General features: G+C 68.5%; 11 protein-coding genes. 2 read left to right on the top strand and 9 right to left on the bottom strand.

What is annotated here, in order from left to right:
* Positions 1 to 100: 100 nt before the first annotated feature.
* The 6 genes from FHS42_RS29990 to FHS42_RS30015 form a co-directional block, all read right to left on the bottom strand.
* Positions 101 to 430, bottom strand: coding sequence for a hypothetical protein (locus FHS42_RS29990; RefSeq protein ID WP_184577905.1), 330 nt, complete (start codon positions 428 to 430; stop codon positions 101 to 103).
* A 189-nt stretch (positions 431 to 619) separates the two neighbouring features.
* Entirely contained in the window at positions 620 to 2,878 is a 2,259-nt protein-coding gene (locus FHS42_RS29995; RefSeq protein WP_184577909.1) for a DEAD/DEAH box helicase, read from the bottom strand.
* Positions 2,879 to 3,021: 143 nt separating this feature from the next.
* Positions 3,022 to 4,029: a hypothetical protein gene (locus tag FHS42_RS30000; RefSeq protein WP_184577913.1), complete on the bottom strand. Its 1,008-nt coding sequence runs from the start codon at positions 4,027 to 4,029 to the stop codon at positions 3,022 to 3,024.
* A 23-nt stretch (positions 4,030 to 4,052) separates the two neighbouring features.
* Entirely contained in the window at positions 4,053 to 7,406 is a 3,354-nt protein-coding gene (locus FHS42_RS30005) for an AAA family ATPase (protein ID WP_184577916.1), read from the bottom strand.
* 35 nt (positions 7,407 to 7,441) lie between these two features.
* On the bottom strand, positions 7,442 to 8,611 hold the full coding sequence (locus tag FHS42_RS30010; RefSeq protein ID WP_184577919.1) for a metallophosphoesterase family protein: 1,170 nt from the start codon (positions 8,609 to 8,611) through the stop codon (positions 7,442 to 7,444).
* A gap of 74 nt (positions 8,612 to 8,685) precedes the next feature.
* Complete coding sequence (locus FHS42_RS30015; RefSeq protein ID WP_221477007.1) at positions 8,686 to 10,581, bottom strand: ATP-binding protein; 1,896 nt, start codon at positions 10,579 to 10,581, stop codon at positions 8,686 to 8,688.
* 367 nt (positions 10,582 to 10,948) lie between these two features.
* Here FHS42_RS30015 and FHS42_RS30020 point away from each other — a divergent pair, with 367 nt between their 5' ends.
* Positions 10,949 to 11,122 (top strand): hypothetical protein, encoded by a 174-nt coding sequence (locus tag FHS42_RS30020; protein WP_184577922.1) that lies wholly within the window; start codon positions 10,949 to 10,951, stop codon positions 11,120 to 11,122.
* A 21-nt stretch (positions 11,123 to 11,143) separates the two neighbouring features.
* Positions 11,144 to 11,494 (top strand): hypothetical protein, encoded by a 351-nt coding sequence (locus tag FHS42_RS30025; RefSeq protein ID WP_184577925.1) that lies wholly within the window; start codon positions 11,144 to 11,146, stop codon positions 11,492 to 11,494.
* A gap of 253 nt (positions 11,495 to 11,747) precedes the next feature.
* On the opposite strand, the gene FHS42_RS30030 is transcribed toward FHS42_RS30025, so the two are convergent.
* Genes FHS42_RS30030 through FHS42_RS30040 form a run of 3 tightly spaced genes read right to left on the bottom strand, consistent with a single transcriptional unit; the run spans position 11,748 to position 15,216 of the window.
* A complete protein-coding gene (locus tag FHS42_RS30030; protein ID WP_184577928.1) occupies positions 11,748 to 12,470 on the bottom strand; it encodes a helix-turn-helix domain containing protein in 723 nt (240 codons plus the stop codon).
* Positions 12,470 to 14,584, bottom strand: a complete 2,115-nt coding sequence (locus tag FHS42_RS30035) for a hypothetical protein (protein WP_184577931.1) — start codon at positions 14,582 to 14,584, stop codon at positions 12,470 to 12,472. The genes FHS42_RS30030 and FHS42_RS30035 overlap by 1 nt, the downstream gene beginning before the upstream one ends.
* Positions 14,584 to 15,216, bottom strand: a complete 633-nt coding sequence (locus tag FHS42_RS30040) for a helix-turn-helix domain-containing protein (protein WP_246495626.1) — start codon at positions 15,214 to 15,216, stop codon at positions 14,584 to 14,586. The genes FHS42_RS30035 and FHS42_RS30040 overlap by 1 nt, the downstream gene beginning before the upstream one ends.
* Between the last annotated feature and the right edge of the window lie 572 nt (positions 15,217 to 15,788).

Raw genomic sequence — 15,788 nt, forward strand, 5'->3', positions numbered from 1 at the left:
AGAAGCACTACTCCGATCAGGCAGCGGCCAAAAGAGCCAACCTGAAAACCCGTCACCTCTCTGACCAGCTGATCAGCACCTCCCGAGCAACGGGGAAACCTCAGGTCCCGCCCACTCGGCGCATCTGCGTGCAGCCGTCACGGCGGCATAACTGGGCAACCGCTTCCTCGAACTCGGTGCCGGTCACCACGTCGATGGCAGCCAGCGTCCGCTGTCCGGCGGCGATCTCCTCCTGTCGTCTCCAAGCGTCGTCCTTGCTTCGCAGCAGTCGGTCGGTACGCCAGAGCCGCCACACCATCCAGCCGATTCCTGCAGCGGCAAGCAGGGCGCCAAGGTATAGCAACAGCATCGGCTGCAGCAGACCGAGCAGGACCAGCGCGGCAAGCACTCCTGCTACTGCTTTGTTCCGGGTGGTGCGTCGTCTGCGCACCGCCTTGCCCTTACGTTTGGCCGCCCTTTCCGCCCCCTCTTGCACCGGCCGGGATAATTCCTCCCTGTCGTGCAGTGTGGGCGTGCCGAGCGGCCCCGCCAGGGTGTAGTCAGGCCATTGGCTTGAACCTCTCGGCCCCTGCCCGGCTCCAGCCGTCAGCCCGTGCTCGACAAGATCGCCCTCGCCTGCTCACAGGCCAAGTTCGGCCAGGGCGGCCTGGCGCTGCGGGGTGAGGATGGAACGGCGTCGTCGCAGGTTACTCAGCCACTGTCCCAGGCGCACTTGTTGTCCTTCCACCTCCTCGATGTGCCGCTGGGGAACATCGAGATGGCCTTCTCGTTCGCGGAACCTCCGGGCGGCGGCCAACCCGCGTTGGAAGGCACGCTCGCGCGCCGGCAGGTGGTTCTCCGTTGCCGATTCAGCGGGCGCGTCGGGCAGTTCGAGAAGTCCCAACTCCTTGAGTAGGGCTCTTTGTTCTGACTGCAGGCGGTCGAAGCGCGCGCGCTGGGCTTCGAGCCACGCCTGTGCCTGGGAGGCTGTGTCGTTGTCTGCCAGGCTCTGGCGGGCGGTGTGGTAGGACCGCTGCCAGGTGATCGACCAGCGCGGGTTCCACCACCGGTCTAGGGCAGTGAGGGCGGCGATGCGCTGGTCGGAGAGGGTCTCGGCGCGGGTGCGCTGGGTGGCCAGCCAGCGGCCGAGGGGAAAACCGTCGTGGATCTCGTCGACAGGTGCGGCGAGGTGGCCGTGACGGGCGGCGTATGCGGCGGCGTGGGCCAGCGCACGGTCGAAGGCCTGCTGGCGGGGGTCCCAGATGATGCCGAGGCGTTCGAGGGCCTGGACGCGTACGGCGTCGAGTGTGCCCTTGGTGTGCAGATGGCGTTGCCAGGTCAGCCAGCGTCCCAGGGGGTAGCCGGTGGAGTCCTCGTAGGTCTGGGGGACGTCGAGGTGCTGGTGAGTGTGGCGGTAGCGGCGGGCTGCGGTGAGGCCGCGGCGCCATTCGGCGCTCTTGGGGGCCAGGACGCGCAGGGACAAGGCGAGGGCGATCTCGTCGGCCTGAGTGGGGCGGTCGAAATGCAGCCAGGCTTCGGGGTCCTCGGGGGGCATGGTGGGGCGGTGGGTGCGCGGGTCGGACAGGCGGGCGTCGAGGCGGTCGTCGTGGGAGCGCAGGGCCTGGATGGTGCGCCACAGCGGAGTGTAGGCATCCGCGCCAAGGAGGTCGTCGGGGTCTTCTTCGGGGGTGAGGTAGACGGGTACGACAAGGGTGGCCTTCTTGCCGGCGCCGGGGTGCTGGCGCAGGGCGCGGCCGACGGCCTGGACAGTGTCGACGGGGCTGTTCTTGGGGTCGACGAAGACCACCGCGTCGATGTCGGGCACGTCGATGCCCTCCCCCAGCACACGGGCGTTGGACAGGACGGCCGGTGTGTCGGGGTTGGTGTGGGAGGTGAATTCGAGCAGGAGGCGGCGGCGGATCTGCGGGGTGTGGCTGCCGCTGACCCAGTCCGCCCACAGCCCCTGGGGGCGCAGGGGTGCGGGAAGAGCGGCGGCCGTCTCCGCCAGGGTGGTGGCGAAGGCGCGGGCGTTGGCGACCCGGTGATGGAAGGTCAGGATGCGGCGCAGCTTGTGGTCGTGGATGGCGCGCAGGACGGCGACCTGACGGCCGGCCAGGTGCAGTCCGTCGACACCCGCGCCGGCTCCGGTGGCCAGCCAATCGCGCAGGTCCGCGTCGGTGACGACGGGGACGAGGATCTGGTAGTCGGCGAGCAGCCCGAGATCGATGGCGTCGGAGAGGTTGAGGTGGTAGGCGACGGGACCGAAGAGGTCTTCGTCGTCCATGGAGGCCACCGTCTCTGTTCCGTCGCCGTCCGGGGCGTCGTCGGGGTCCCAGATGCGGGGGGTGGCGGTCAGGTAGAGGCGGCGGGCGGCCGGTACCTGGTCGTCGTGGTGGACGGCGGCCCAGGCCTTGCCCAGGCGGCCGGCCGTACGGTGCGCTTCGTCGACGACCACCAGGTCCCAGGAAGGCAGGTGGTGGTCACGGTGGGCGGCGATGACGGCGGGCAGGGAGGCGTAGGTGACGTAGACGGTGACCGGACCGGGACTGGCCTGTCCGACCAAGGAGGCTAATTCGGCGGGCTCGGTGGTGAGGGGAACGTCGGCACCGAGCGGTCGGTGGTCGAGGGCCTGGCGTTGGGAGCACACGGCGATGGCGGTGCCGTCGCGTCCGGCCAGGCTCCAGGACCGTATCGTCTGGGACAGCAGATCCAGGGTCGGCAGCAGCACCAAAACCCGTCCCCGCGGGGCGATGCGGGCGGCAGTGCGGGCAGCGATCAGGGTCTTGCCGGTGCCGCACGCGGCGATCACACTCGCGCGCGGGTGCTGACCCAGTGTGCGGGTGGCGGCCGCGACGGCGTCCTTTTGGTGAGGGCGCAGTTCGAGGGGTGTTGTGGCCATGGGGTGGACGCCGCTCCGGGACGTGAGTTGGTGAGGCGGTCATTGTGGCATCGAGGGAAGGGGCTACTCGGCGGTGCGTGACAACCAAGTGCAGGGTGGAGTTGGTGGGTCTTGCGGACGCGGAGCCAGCTGGGAATGCGGGTTCAGCCTGCTGCTGCCACGCGTAGGGCCCGGCTGAGCAGGACAGGGTTGCCCATGCGTCGGCGTAGTTCCCTCTCCAGTCCGGCGACCGGCACCAGATTCTGCGGGGCCCGGGTGTCTTTGTACTCGATGCTGGCGTACCGCGGCAGGAGGGCCTGGGAAAGATTTGCCAGTTCGATCGCCTCGGACACGGGAATGTCGGCGGCGCACTCCAGCCGCACGATCCCAGCCCATGGGGCGCCGGGTGTGCACGGGAGGCGCAGGTACCAGGCGTGGCGGTCCCAGGAGGTGCCCATCAAGAACACGGGGGTGCGTTCGCTGGAGGCCAGGGCGGCGATCATGGCGTGCAGGTCGGGTGGCAGGTAGGCGGTGCGGTGGGACTTGATGAATCCCAGTGCGCGCGGCAGGTGGGTACGGCCGCGCAGGGGGCCGTCCACGACCAGGAGGTCCGAGTCTTCGCGAACGCCGTGGCCGGTCAGGGCGGTGCGGGCGTGGGTGGCGACGAGGACCTCGAGGTCGGTGAGCTGGCGTTGTAGTGCCGTGGAGAGGAGCACTGCGAGGTTCTGGTCCTGGTCGTCGGGGGTGATGTGGGCTTTGTAGGTTCCGGCCGTGGTGGGCGCGTCGGCGGCGTTGGTGGCGGTGGTGAACAGGCCGCGCCGGTAGTCGACGGTCAGCAGATGGGCGCCGCGGTCGGGGCAGCAGCAGACGGTGCCTGCTGCGTACGAGGCGCACAGGGCCATCAGAGCGTGCCTGGCTGTGTTGCTGGGGCGTATGGCTGGTTCGGCGGATGGGGGTTGTTCGATCCAGATGCGGGCCTCGACGCGGCGCACGCCGTCGACGAACAGGACGGCGCCCGGGGCGGATACCTGGGAGGGCGAGATGGGCTTCCAGTCGGCCGGGGCGAGTTCGAGGTGGGGGGTGACTTTGGCTGTGGAGTCGCCAATGCCGTTCTCGGCATTGGCGACGCTGGAGCCGTAGGTGGGGTCCCAGCCGTCGACGTGGAACCGCATGCGGGGAGCCTGTGCTGTGCTGGTCATGTGCCCTGCCGGGTGACGGTGGAGGTGTGGCTGTCGCGCTGGACGTGGAACTGGACAGGGATCTGTTCGGCAAGTGCGGTGACGTGGGTGATCACTCCGACCATCCGCTCTCCCTGGGAGAGGTTTTGCAAAGTGTCGGCGACGGTCTGAAGCGAATCGGTGTCGAGGGTGCCGAAGCCTTCGTCGAGGAAGATGGACTCCAGTTTCGTGGCACTGCCCAGGCCTGCCAGTTGGTCGGAAAGGGCCAGTGCGAGGGCCAGGCTGGCCTGGAAGGTTTCGCCGCCGGACAGGGTGCGCACCGAGCGTGAGGAGTCGGCGTCGAAGTGGTCGATGACGTAGAAGTCGCCTTTTTGGTGGCTGAGGTCGAAGCGGTCGTCCGACAGTTGGCGCAGTGACTGGGAGGCGCCGGCGACCAGTGTGTCGAGGGCTGAGTTGGCGAGCCACTGGGGGAACTTGTTGGACCGCATCAGCCGGGCCAGTTCGGCGGCCACCTGTTGCCGGGTGTGGGCGGTGTCGATCTTTTCTCGTATTGAGGCGGCATCGGCGAGGCTGCGTTGGATCATTTCGACCTGGCCGCGGGCGCGTTCGGCGGCGACAGCCACCACTCGCGGGGCCTGTGCGGCGCGATCTGGGCCGTCTTTGAGGTCGTGGGGATCCAGGTCGTCATCGCGCAGGAGAGCTTCCAGTCGGCCCAGGAGTTGTTCGGCTTCGTCGTGGGCGCTTTGGGCGTCGGTGTGGGCGCGCGCGGTGTCGTGCTGTCGGTCGCTGGCCCCGCGGTCGGCCCAGGCGGTGAGGGTGGCCCAGGCGGTGGCTAGGTCATCGAGGTCGAGGCTCGGTGGATTGAGTGCCGCGACTGCATCCCGGGTGGCCGTCAATGCGGATCGGGCAGTTGCGGTGCGCTGTTGGCACTGTTTTTGCTCGCTCGTGGCTTGCTTGGCTGTTTCGCGTGTGCGGCCGGCGTCAGCGGTGGCTGTCTGAACGGCTTCTTCGAGGCGGGTGCATTCCTCAAAGAGGGTCGGTAGTCCGTCTTCCGGCGGCGCCTGGCCCAGGAGTGTGTCTAGTTCACTCAGGCGGTCGGTCAAGGTGGTCTGCTCGCGGCCGGCCGTTGCGGCGTCCCGGACGACTGCGGTGTGGGCGCTCCGGGCGTCGTTGTGCGCACTGTCGGCTGCAGCCAGTGCGGTGGCCGCGTCCGAGTAGGTCTTTTCGGCGTCGGCGGTTGCGGTTGCGGCGGCCTCGAGGTCGCGTTCTACGGTGGCGGTGCGGGTGCGGGCCCAGGTCTCCAGGTCGGCCCAGGCCGCGGTCAGGTCGTCGGTGTCGAGGGCCGGCGGGTCAAGAGCGGTCAGCGTGCCAAGCGTCGAATGCAGGGTGTTGCGGGCCTGGTCGCGTTCTCGTTGCAGCGTGGCGGTGGCCGATGTGGCGGAGTCGTGGGCCGTTTTGGCTTTCTGTACTGCGTCGCGTGCCTTCTGCTCATCAGTAGCCAGCTGGTCGCGGGATGCGGTGAGTTCGTCGAGGTGGGCGCGGTCGGTGCCGCAGTGGCGGTCGGGGCCGGCGGGGCGGTCGGGCAGCAGCGTGCTCAGCCTTGTGTCGAGCAGGGTGTGCTGTGTGGTCAGCCTGTCAACCGCCCGCTGTTTGTCGGCGACCCTAGCCTTGGCGTCCTCGTATCGGGCCAGCAGGTCCTGTTGTTCGGCTACTGCTGTGGCCTGCGCCGCCTCGGCCGTGTCGAGGGCCGGATCGGACAGCGGCGGCGGGAGGGTGGTGACGCTCTGCTCGCAGACCAGGCAGGCGTGGCCCACCTGAAGCTGAGGACGCAACTGTGCGGCACCGGCGAGGGCTCGGGCCTCCTCGAGCGCGGAGGTGGCCGCGTTCAGGCGTTCTTGCGCGTCGGTTGCTGCAGCCGCAGCCTGGTTGGCCGTCTCGACCCAGTTGTCCAGCTCTTTGGCGGCATCAGGAAGCAGGCCGATGGCGTCGAGGAGTTGGTCGAGCGTCTGGTGTGCTTCGGTGAGCCGGCTACCGTCGCCAGCGGTGGTAAGCGCGTGGCAAGCCCGTTCGTGTTGGTCACGGGCCTCGGCCAGTTGCCCGGCGGCGGCTTCGATCTCGTCGGAGTGAGCTGCTGCTCGGCTGGTCAGGTCGGTGGCGCCGTCGGGGGTGCGGACGGCAGCCAGCAGTTGTTGGCGGCGCTGCAATTTCTCGTGCGTCTGCCGGGCCTGGTCGCGGTGTTCACGGGTTTTCTCGGTATTGCGGCGGGCCTGGGCGACGGCGTCCTCCAACACCTTCAGCTGGTCCTCGCACAGCGCCAGCTCGTCTTTGGCGCGCTCGGCAGCGGCGACAACACCGTCGCGGCGCCCGGCCAGGTCGGCTCTTTCGAGGTACCGGTCGCGGGCGACGGCCAGGTCGGCGCGCTGCGGGCCCAACTGGGCCGCTTTGGTGGCCCCGGAGAGCGTTTCAGCGGCCGTGTCGGCGGCGTCGCGGGCCTGTTGGGCAGCCGTCTGGGCTTGTGTGGCTTGGAGCTGCAGCTCTTCGGTGTCGTCGGGCGTGCGGATGGAGGTCAGCAGTTCAGTCTCGCTGCGCAGTTTGTCGGCATGGGCGGCGGCATCGTGTGCGCGGGTGCGTGCCTCGTTGATGCCGGGCACGAGTTGGTCGACGGTGACGGCCAGCTGTCGAAGTGCGGAGACCCTGGTCTGCGCGGCGGCCTCGGCTTCGGGGGTGGCGTCGGTGTGCCGGCCCAGCTGGTCGTTGAGGACCTCGATCTCCTTGGCTGCTTCGTCTGCCTGAGCGCCGGCGCGCTTGCCGATGCCTTCGTGCTGGGCAGCGCCGAGGAGTTTGAGGAGGATCTGCTGCCGGGCGCTGGCGTTGGCGGACAGGAACCGGGCGAAGTCGCCCTGGGGCAAAACGACGCACTGGCAGAAGTCGTCGAAGGACAGCCCGAGCAACTTCTCGATGGCGGGGTTGAGTTCCTTGATCTCCCCGGCCAAGACCTCCGGCTGCGGCCCGTCTGCCTCGACCACGACGGCGGTGGAGTCGGTGAACTGCACCAGGCTGACGGACTTTTGCTGGATCTGTTGCCCGACGCGTCGGACCTCGCGGGCGACCTGGTAGCGCTGCGCCCCGACGTCGAAGGTGAGCGAGACCGTGCAGCGGTTGCTCGTGGGGGCGAGTGCGTAGGAGATGGCGTTGCTGCGTCCCCACCGGTAGGCCGACCCGTACAGGGCGAAGGTCAGCGCGTCGAGGATGGTGGACTTGCCTGATCCGGTGGGGCCGATGAGGGCGAAGTAGTCGCTGTCGGTGAAGTCGACCACGGTGGGGGCACGGAATCCGGCGAAGCCGTTGAGCTCCAGGCGAACGGGACGCATCTGAGGATCCTTTGGACGGAGTGCAGGCCTGGGTTTCAGGGACGGGTGGTCGAGCGGGTCAGGTCGTCGTGGAGCTGGTTGAACAAAGCCGCGACCCGGTCGTCGCTGACGCCGACGCTGTGGCAGTAGTCGGCAAACAGCTGCGCCGGCGTCCTGACGGGCTGGTCTACGCTGATCCCTGCCGTGACTGCGGTACCCGCATGATCGGGGTGGATCAGGATCTGCAGGGCGTTGGGGAGGGCTTCGTACAGGTCCTCGCGCATGCCGGCGTAGCCGGGCTGGGTGACCACGAGCCTGAGGTAGTCCTTGCCGTAGCCAGCGGGATCGGCGGTGAGCTGCGCGACAGTCCCGTGGACGGTGCGCAGACTGCGGCCGGCGGTGACGGGAATGTCGGTGATGTGTGCGGGGGTACCCGGGGATGCTTCGACGAGGCAGACGACGTGGGTGTTGTTCTGTTCTCCGAAATCGATGGCGTAGGGAGAGCCGCTGTAGTGCACTGGGCAGGCAGCCGGGATCTGCTGCCTGCGGTGCAGGTGCCCCAGGGCAACGTAGTGCGCCTCGACGGGGAAGATCGCGGCGGGCACGTGGTACTCCATGATCGACTGGGCGGGCCGCTCGCCGCCACCGAACTTGCCGCCTGTGCACGTCAGGTGGGCCATGATGATGTTGACGGCGTCCGGGGTGAAGGTGCCCGTGAGATTGGTTAGGACATCGCGGACGAGCTGGTCGTAGGCGCCGACGTTCTGCGAGGGGGTGTTAGCGATGATCTCGGCGGCGCGGACGGCGTAGCGCTGGGAGAGGAACGGCAGGACGGCGATGTTGACGTGCTCGTTGGTGGACTTGGCGCGGAAGGTGTGCACGCCGCCCTTTGCGGCTGATCTGGCCTGGCCGTAGACGTGGATGCCGGCGACGTCCATCAGTGGCTTGTAGGCCTCGAATGTGGCGCCGTGGTCGTGGTTGCCGGCGATGAGGACGACCTCGATGTTCTGCCTGGCCAGGTGGAGCAGGGTACGCACGACGAGTCTGTGTGCGTCTGCGGTCGGTGCGACGTTTTCGTAGATGTCGCCGGCTACGAGGACGGCGTCGACGTCGTTGTCGACGGCGATCTGGGTGATCTCCCGCAGGACGCCGGCCTGCTCCTCGAGCCGGTTGCGGCTCTTGAGGGTTTTGCCGATGTGCCAGTCGGAGGTGTGAAGGAACTTCACGGGCGGGTCCTTTGCGGGTGGCTGAAGCGGAGCAGCGTGTCGCGTCGGTGCGCCGGGGAGCGATGTGGCAGGTGTCAGTAGGGCGGCTCGTCGATGGCGCCGTCGTCGGTGTCCTGGGGCCACGGATGGTTCTCGGGCTGGGGCAGCGTGCTGAAGGGGTCCGGTCGCGTCGTACTGCCGGTGACCTGGCCGGCTGTGGGGGTAGCGAAGGTGGGGTCGGCGACCTCGGAAAGCCGGGTGGCCCAGGCGGGGAAGGGGAATTCGACGGCCAGGGGCACCGGGATCTCGGGCTGGGAGACGAACATGGTGCCGGGCCTGGCGAGCGTGGCGCGCTGGCGCTGTGAAGGGGGCAAAAAGCCGTACTCGGGGCGGCCGGCCTCGGCAGCGTCGAGCCGGCCAACGATTTTGATCGAGGAGTTCGACACGATGCGTCGTTCCACCTCGGAGGCTGTCTGCTGGGCACCGATGAGGATGATGCCGAGCGAGCGGCCGCGTTCGGCGATGTCCAGCAGTACGTCCTTGATCGGGGAGGAGCCCTCGCGGGGGGCGTACTTGTTGAGCTCGTCGACCATGGTGAACAGCAGCCCGCCCGGGCCAGCTTGCTCCTTGCGATCGGTCTCCGCAGCCAGCACGACGCCCACTACGAACCGCTGGGCCCGTTCCGGCAGGTTGTGCAGGTCCACCACGGTGACCTGTTGCTGCGAGGTGTCGATGGAGTGCGCGCCCGAGCGGTCGGTGCTCGCGCTCAGGTCTCCGCGCAGCAAGGGCGTAAGCGACCTCTGGGACGACCGCAGCCGCCGCACGAACGCGTTCACCGTGCCCAGGCCGATGGCCGGGCCCGCCCAGCCCGGTCGGGTGACGTCGTCGGTGACCTGGGCGCAGATGAAGTCGACCATCTCCGCCCAGGTTCGCAGGATGGTTCCGTCGATGACGACCGCGCCGTCGTTCCCGGCGGCCTGGGCTTCGCGGCGCAGCCGGCTGGTGACCTGGTGCACGACGATCGTGTACTGGTTCTTCTCGTCTTCGGTGTCGGCGAACACGTACGGGAGCAGCTCGCGTTCGCACAACTCGGCCAAGGTCCACCAAAACGCGGTGACGCCGCTGGTCCTGCCGGTGACGTGGGGGCGGCCGGTGGTGTCACCTGGCAGCGGCGGGGCGTAGAAGCCAGCCGAGACGAAGGGGCGGGCGGGCAAGCCGAGTTGGGCGTACGCGGCGCGCAGCGTGTCGTCGAGGCGGGCATTGGACTTGTCGATGAACAACAGGTCCTCGCCCTTGACCGAGAAGATCAAGGCCTTGGCGTTGACCGCGCGGGCGCCCAGGGCACCCGAGGTGAACAGCGAATGCATCAAGAACAGCGCGAAGCTGGTCTTGGTCGCCACCCCTGAGATACCCGAAATCGATACGTGGGCGCCGCGGGTGCCGTCAAGGAACTCGAGGTTGAGATAGATCGGTTCGCCGTCCCGGCCGATGCCAGCGGGCACGCGTGCGTCCATCCGGTCGAAGTACAGCGCGGCATCCCGCACAATGCCTGCGGCCCGGATGGCGACTTCGCCGGGGCGCGGCGGGACATAACACTCAGGGTCGACACGGGTGGTCGTGACCTCGGCGATCTCTTGCACGTTCGCCGGCAGAATTCCGTCGGCGATGAGGAAGACATCTGAGCCGAACGCGGCGCCTTCGTGACGGGCAACCACATCGGTCACCACGCCGGAAGTCACGATCATGCCGCGCCCGGGAATCATCCGGCGGGTGCTGACGACATCGTCGAGCTGCAGATAGGCGTCCGAGGAAAGGGCGACGTGGAACTTCAACGGCGTGCAGGCTTCCGTGCCTGCCACCTTTCCCACCTCGTCTTCAGCGCCGCCGCTGGTGAGGGAGCCGGCAAACGGCTGCCAGCTGGCCGCGGGTGCAAAAGCACGGCCGAATACAGTGCCGTCAACGCTGGGGAGTTCAGAGCCGGTGTCGGTCATCGGGGCCGTTCCCTGTCTCGGTCTTACCGTGCCGGGCACTGCCGACTGGGCAGTGGACACCGCTTATCGGGGCGCCGGACTGTCGGACGCTTCTGTAAGCGAAGACCGTAACGAATGGGATGCCTGCTGCAGGAGGTTTTGCCGATAACGGAGCGAAATCGAGGCAGGCTGGAGCGTCCAGGCGCGACAGCATTCCCTGGCTCGAGCGCCATGGGGCAGTGAACCCGCAAGAGCAGGAGGACAAGTCGGCGCCGCGGCGCACGCCGACACTGCTTGTGGCCACCGGCAGGTCACTGCACAGCCGACGGAAAGCGACCTCGTCGAAGCTGCCGGAGAACACCGGCCTGACGCCCGTGTCCACGATAAGTTGACCGATTGCCTCGCAGACGTCGAGGGTCTGGCCGGACTTCTGCACAGGGGCAACGGCTGCCGGCTCGGCCTGCACGATGTTCCTCATGCCGACGACCGCCTCCACGCCGGAAGCCTTACCAAGACGTTCATCACCATGATGCTCCAACTCATGGGCGAGGAGCGACTATAGCCTGTCCGACACCACTGAGCGGTGGCTCGCAGAGCTCGTCCCTGCCCACCCGAAAAGACTGCCGCCAAGAAGCCCGCAGCCAAAGCCTCGCCTGCGGCAGCCTCCGCACCGACTCTCGTCGAACTGATCCGTACTCACCTGGTGGAGCAGGACGAGCCTCGCTCCACTGCAAAGACCTCCTCCGCGCTGGGACAGGCCCATCCCGAGCGCAACATCAAGACCACCGTCGTGCGCACCACCCTCGAAGGACTCGTTGCCAAGAATCACGCTCACCGCGCCAAGCAGGGCTCATCCGTGTTCTATACCGCCGCGTCCGCCCCGGAGCCCACTGCGGTCGAACCGCAGCCACAGCCGGAGGCAGCGGCCGGCTGAGCATCCTCCTGCCGCCGCGCACTCCTCCGTCCCGCAACCCGGTGGCCCCGACACCGAATGCCCCAGGCGGGGCACAACCGGCGTGCCGCAGTACGCAGCAGACAGTACGAGCAGTCGGGAGACAGGCATTGCCTGGGGTCCTGACCCGTATTCTCCGTACCGCTGTGGCCAGGCGGGCAGTCGCGGGGCGGACAGTCACCCAGCGGCGGCGGGATGTAGGCACCTGCGATCTCAGCGATACCACCCAGACGCATCAGCGCGGGCGCCAGGTGCGGATCTCCAGGTGAGTGATGTGCGCATCCGAGCGGATGCGGCCGGTGTCCACCAGCCATTGGTGGACAGCTGCGGTGACGTCTCCGCCTGCGGCGTCGACACGTTGGGCGAAGCCGGCGGCGTCGTGCCCGCCGGTCTGGGCGGAGCCGTAAGAGCGCTCCTCGGTGTGATCAGCACGCTGGATGACGTCACGGCGGATGCCGGGTGAGTCGGTGCGGCTGCCGGAGGGGTGCACGTAGCCGGTCTTGGCCAGACGGACGGTAAAGGCCAGACGCAGGCCGCGGCGGGCGGCTTCGGCGATCAGGGGGCGCAGGCGGGAGGAGCCGGAAGCGATCGCCTGGGCGCCGACGCGCCCGGTGCCGGTGCCAGTGGGGGTGATCAAAACGGCTTTGCTGCGCACCCGAGCTGTGGCACCGGAGGCGGTGGTGCGGCGGGTGATGTGCCGGCTCGCGATGGAGGCCAGGTCGGGGAGGTCGGTGATGCCGCCTGTCTGGACGGCGGCCAGGACCTCGCGCAGGGCGGGGACGAAGGCAGCGCCTTTGTTCTTTGTGTAGAACTGGGACACCAAAGAGGCATCACGGTTGATGATGCGGGCGATGTCGCGCTTGGAGTAGCCGGCCGTCTGCAGTTGGTCAGCCAGCCGGGCGGCCTCGTTCGACTCGCGTTGCCCGGTGGGACGGTTGCGGCGGGGACGCGGTGGCATCAGGCCTCTCCTGCGCTGGGGGTGAGGGCGGCGCGTCCGGCGTCCCGCAGGGTGAGGAGTTCTGCCTCGGTGGTGGGTGCGGCCACAAGACCGGTGAGGTGTCCCTTGAGCAGGTAGTCGCCGGGCCGATGGTGATGCGGCCAGGCCTGCGGCTGGGTGAGGTAGAGGGCGTCGGTGCGGAAGGCAACGACACTGCCGGGCTCAGTGTGCAGGGCTCCGGCGTAGGTGTTGTCATCGCGGTGGCGCTGGGAAAGCAGGGCAGCGCGGGCGCCAGACCAGATCGCGGCGGCCCATTCAGGGTGAGCATTGGAATCCCGGCTGAAGCCGGTGAGCTTCCGCCAGGCGATCTGTTCGTCGTCGAAGCCGATGATTTCGGCGTCCGGCGGGATGTCGCGCTCCAGGGTGCGGGGGGTGGTGCCGGTGACCATGCGGGGGCGCTGGGCGAAGGAGCCGATGCCGTACAGGAGGATGGCGCGCACGGCGCGAGAGGCGAGGTGGGCGGCGCGGGCTTGTTGGGCGTCGCCGTGGAAGTGGGCCTGGGCGGAGAGGTTGGTCCAGGTCTCTTTGAGTTTCTTGGCCCAGTCGTCGAGGGGTTTGCCGTCCTCCCACAGGATGCCGTCGAGGATTTCGATCTTCCACGGTGCGATGGGGTTGGTCAGGGCGGTGTGGATTTCGGGGCCGCCGGCCCAGGTGGTGAAGGTGGCGTTGGGCGCGGCGGGGTAGTGCCAGGCGCGCTCGCCGGGGGCGGGGGCGGGCAGGATGCCGACGTGGTTCCAGGTGTCGGGGACGGTGGCCCGCACCTGCCAGTGGCCGCAGCCGTACAGGGCCCGGGTCTGTTCCTTCTCGCTCCAGGAGGCGAAGGTGGCGGCCGTGATGCGGCGGGGGGTGCCGACCGGGGACTTCCAGGTGTGTTTGGCGTAGGCGAAGGTGCGGTCGTACTCGATGAGTTGGGGCAGTTGTTCGGGCACGCGGGGCGGGAGGATGAGTTCGTTGCGTCCCTGGCCGGCGGTGGCGTGCAGCAGGCCGCGTAGTTCCTCGGACAGGACGGGGAAGCCTTCGGCGTGCTGGCCGCGGGTGGGGATGGTGCGGGTCCACAGGTCACGGCCGGTCTGCGACGGGGAGCCCATGATGACGGCGTCGCTCCAGTGGCGGCGCAGTGCCTGCCACAGCAGTACGAACGCGTCCCGGACGGTGGCCGGGTCGTCGCCGGTGTCGAACCACTCCCCCACCGAGCGGATTTCGACGTGGCTGTCGCCGTTGTCGCGCTGGTAGCGGCCGACGGGATGGCGGGCGTGGACGAAGTGCCCGGCCATCCGGTCCTTGCCTCGGCCGGTGTCGGTGCGCCAACCCGGCGTGGGGGCATTCAGCCAGGCCGCGACCGCATCCCGCAGATACGGATAGCGGTCGGCGTCACGGTGCCAGGGGTCACCGGCGGTGATGTAGATGCGCTCCGTGCCTTCGGGCAGGGTATGGAAGACGGCGGTCAGAATGGCGGCGACCGAGGTGTCGGCCAGATCGAGGCGGTAGGTCTGGCTGCGGTGCACCAGCACGCCCGTGTCCGTGTCCAAGAAGACGGTGGAGCGGGCCTGCTGGGTGAAGTTCGGCGGCGTGGAGAGCAGGTTCGGGGTGTGGGTGAACCAACTGTTGCCCGCTGCTCCCTCGGGGATCGACGGGAGGGCACGCGGCGCGTCCGAGGCTTGAGGCTTCGCGAAGGCAGGGTCCTTGGCAGGAGCAACCGAAGGCGGGACAGCGGCGGGCGGTGCCGGCGGGGCGGCGGCCATCGCGGGCGCCACCGCTCCTGCAGGGGCGGGGGGATGGGGTGAGCTCTTCGTGCCGTCAGCAGCTGGGACGTCCGGCTCGGAGTGGGCCGGGCCAGTCTCGGCCGTGGTGAGGCGGTCGGGGGCCAGCGCGGAGGCCAGGGCGACGACATCCGCCAGGCTCAGTCCGGCCGCCGGGGCGATCCGTTCCGCCTTCGCCTTCCCGTACCCGGCCAGCTGTGTGATCTGCCGGTCCCGCTCGGCCTCCAGCTTCGCCAGGGCGGCCCGGGCCTTTTTGATCTCGTCCCGTACGGTGCGCAGTTCGGCGAGGGCTGCGGTGTAGCGCTGTGCGTCCATCAGGCTTCCTTGTCCGGACGGCGGGCGGCGGGTGCGGGGACGTAGGCGATCGCCCCGCCCGAGTGAGAGACAAGCCGGCTGCCCAGCAGCACATCAGCGAGCATCCGGTCGGCCTGTGAAGAGGCAGTCACGTGATGGACGGGCGTGGCCAGGTCGGTGACGTGGCCCGCCAGCCGCGCGTGAGGGAAGACATAGCGGCCCTGAGCGTTCTTCTCCCAGGCCTCCAGGCCGGTCAGCACTGCCACCACGTAACCCGACAGGGTCACCGGCAGGACTCCGGCAGCCGCCACGCTCGGCGCATCGCACCGCCACCAGCCACGCAGCGCCTTGAGGAGATCCTCGGGAGCGAGGGAAGCCGCAAAGCCGATCCAGTTCCGGTCCGGCTCCTGCACCTGCTTGGCCGCGTCGACCCGCAAGACAGCGATCTCTTGAGCATCCAGCCGATCCAGCGGGGCATGCCGACGCTGACCGAGTGCCCGGACCACATCAAGCGGAACCATGACACGCACACCACGGCGGGACAGGCCCGGCAGCAGTCCGGCGTGCACGAGACGGCGGAAGGTGGTGATAGCGCAGCCGAGTTCTTGTGCAGCCTGTCCGGTCGTCAGCAGCATCCCACCCACCTCCTCCATGCAAACTCTGATATCTGATTAGGCATGAAGATTAACGGAGTCCTGAGGACCCGTCAAAGACCATGCGGCCGGACCCCACCCATCAAGCTCAGCCCTCCTGCCCACCGTCGGCTCCATGACGGAGGCGAACGAAGCAGCCGGTCAGGCCATTGATCCCGCGCAGATGAGAGCGAACAATCACCTGGGGGTAGCGAATACGGACGAGGTGGCCAACCCGTCGGTCTGATCCCGCGGCAGACCACCGGGCCTCTAGCGGTGGGCCCGCCACGCCATCCCTTCCTGTACGGCGTCGGTGGTCACCCCCCACGACAGTTGCCACCGACCCGTCTATCGGCACACCGGACACAGGTTGTCGTCGTTGTCCTCGTATGGAACGTCAGCCAGAGCAAGATGGACGACCCGGCACGAGGTGCACAGGTCTCCCCCGCAGCTGCGACAGCCAACGTAGCACCCGCCCGCGTACTCGTAGCGCCGCTTCTCGACATATGGGTCGTTGCACCTCTTTTGCTGTTCCGGCTCGGCCTCGGGGTACAGCGTTGCGACTTGGTAGGTGTCCTTCAGCTTGACCTGCG

The organism is Streptomyces zagrosensis (assembly GCF_014203645.1).
In the GTDB taxonomy this organism is placed as follows: domain Bacteria; phylum Actinomycetota; class Actinomycetes; order Streptomycetales; family Streptomycetaceae; genus Streptomyces; species Streptomyces zagrosensis.

Coding starts and splice junctions, on each gene's coding strand:
- FHS42_RS29995 (WP_184577909.1), bottom strand. CDS start 2,878: ATGGCCACAACACCCCTCGAACTGCGCCCTCACCAAAAGGACGCCGTC.
- FHS42_RS30000 (WP_184577913.1), bottom strand. CDS start 4,029: ATGCGGTTCCACGTCGACGGCTGGGACCCCACCTACGGCTCCAGCGTC.
- FHS42_RS30005 (WP_184577916.1), bottom strand. CDS start 7,406: ATGCGTCCCGTTCGCCTGGAGCTCAACGGCTTCGCCGGATTCCGTGCC.
- FHS42_RS30015 (WP_221477007.1), bottom strand. CDS start 10,581: ATGACCGACACCGGCTCTGAACTCCCCAGCGTTGACGGCACTGTATTC.
- FHS42_RS30030 (WP_184577928.1), bottom strand. CDS start 12,470: ATGCCACCGCGTCCCCGCCGCAACCGTCCCACCGGGCAACGCGAGTCG.
- FHS42_RS30035 (WP_184577931.1), bottom strand. CDS start 14,584: ATGGACGCACAGCGCTACACCGCAGCCCTCGCCGAACTGCGCACCGTA.
- FHS42_RS30040 (WP_246495626.1), bottom strand. CDS start 15,216: ATGGAGGAGGTGGGTGGGATGCTGCTGACGACCGGACAGGCTGCACAA.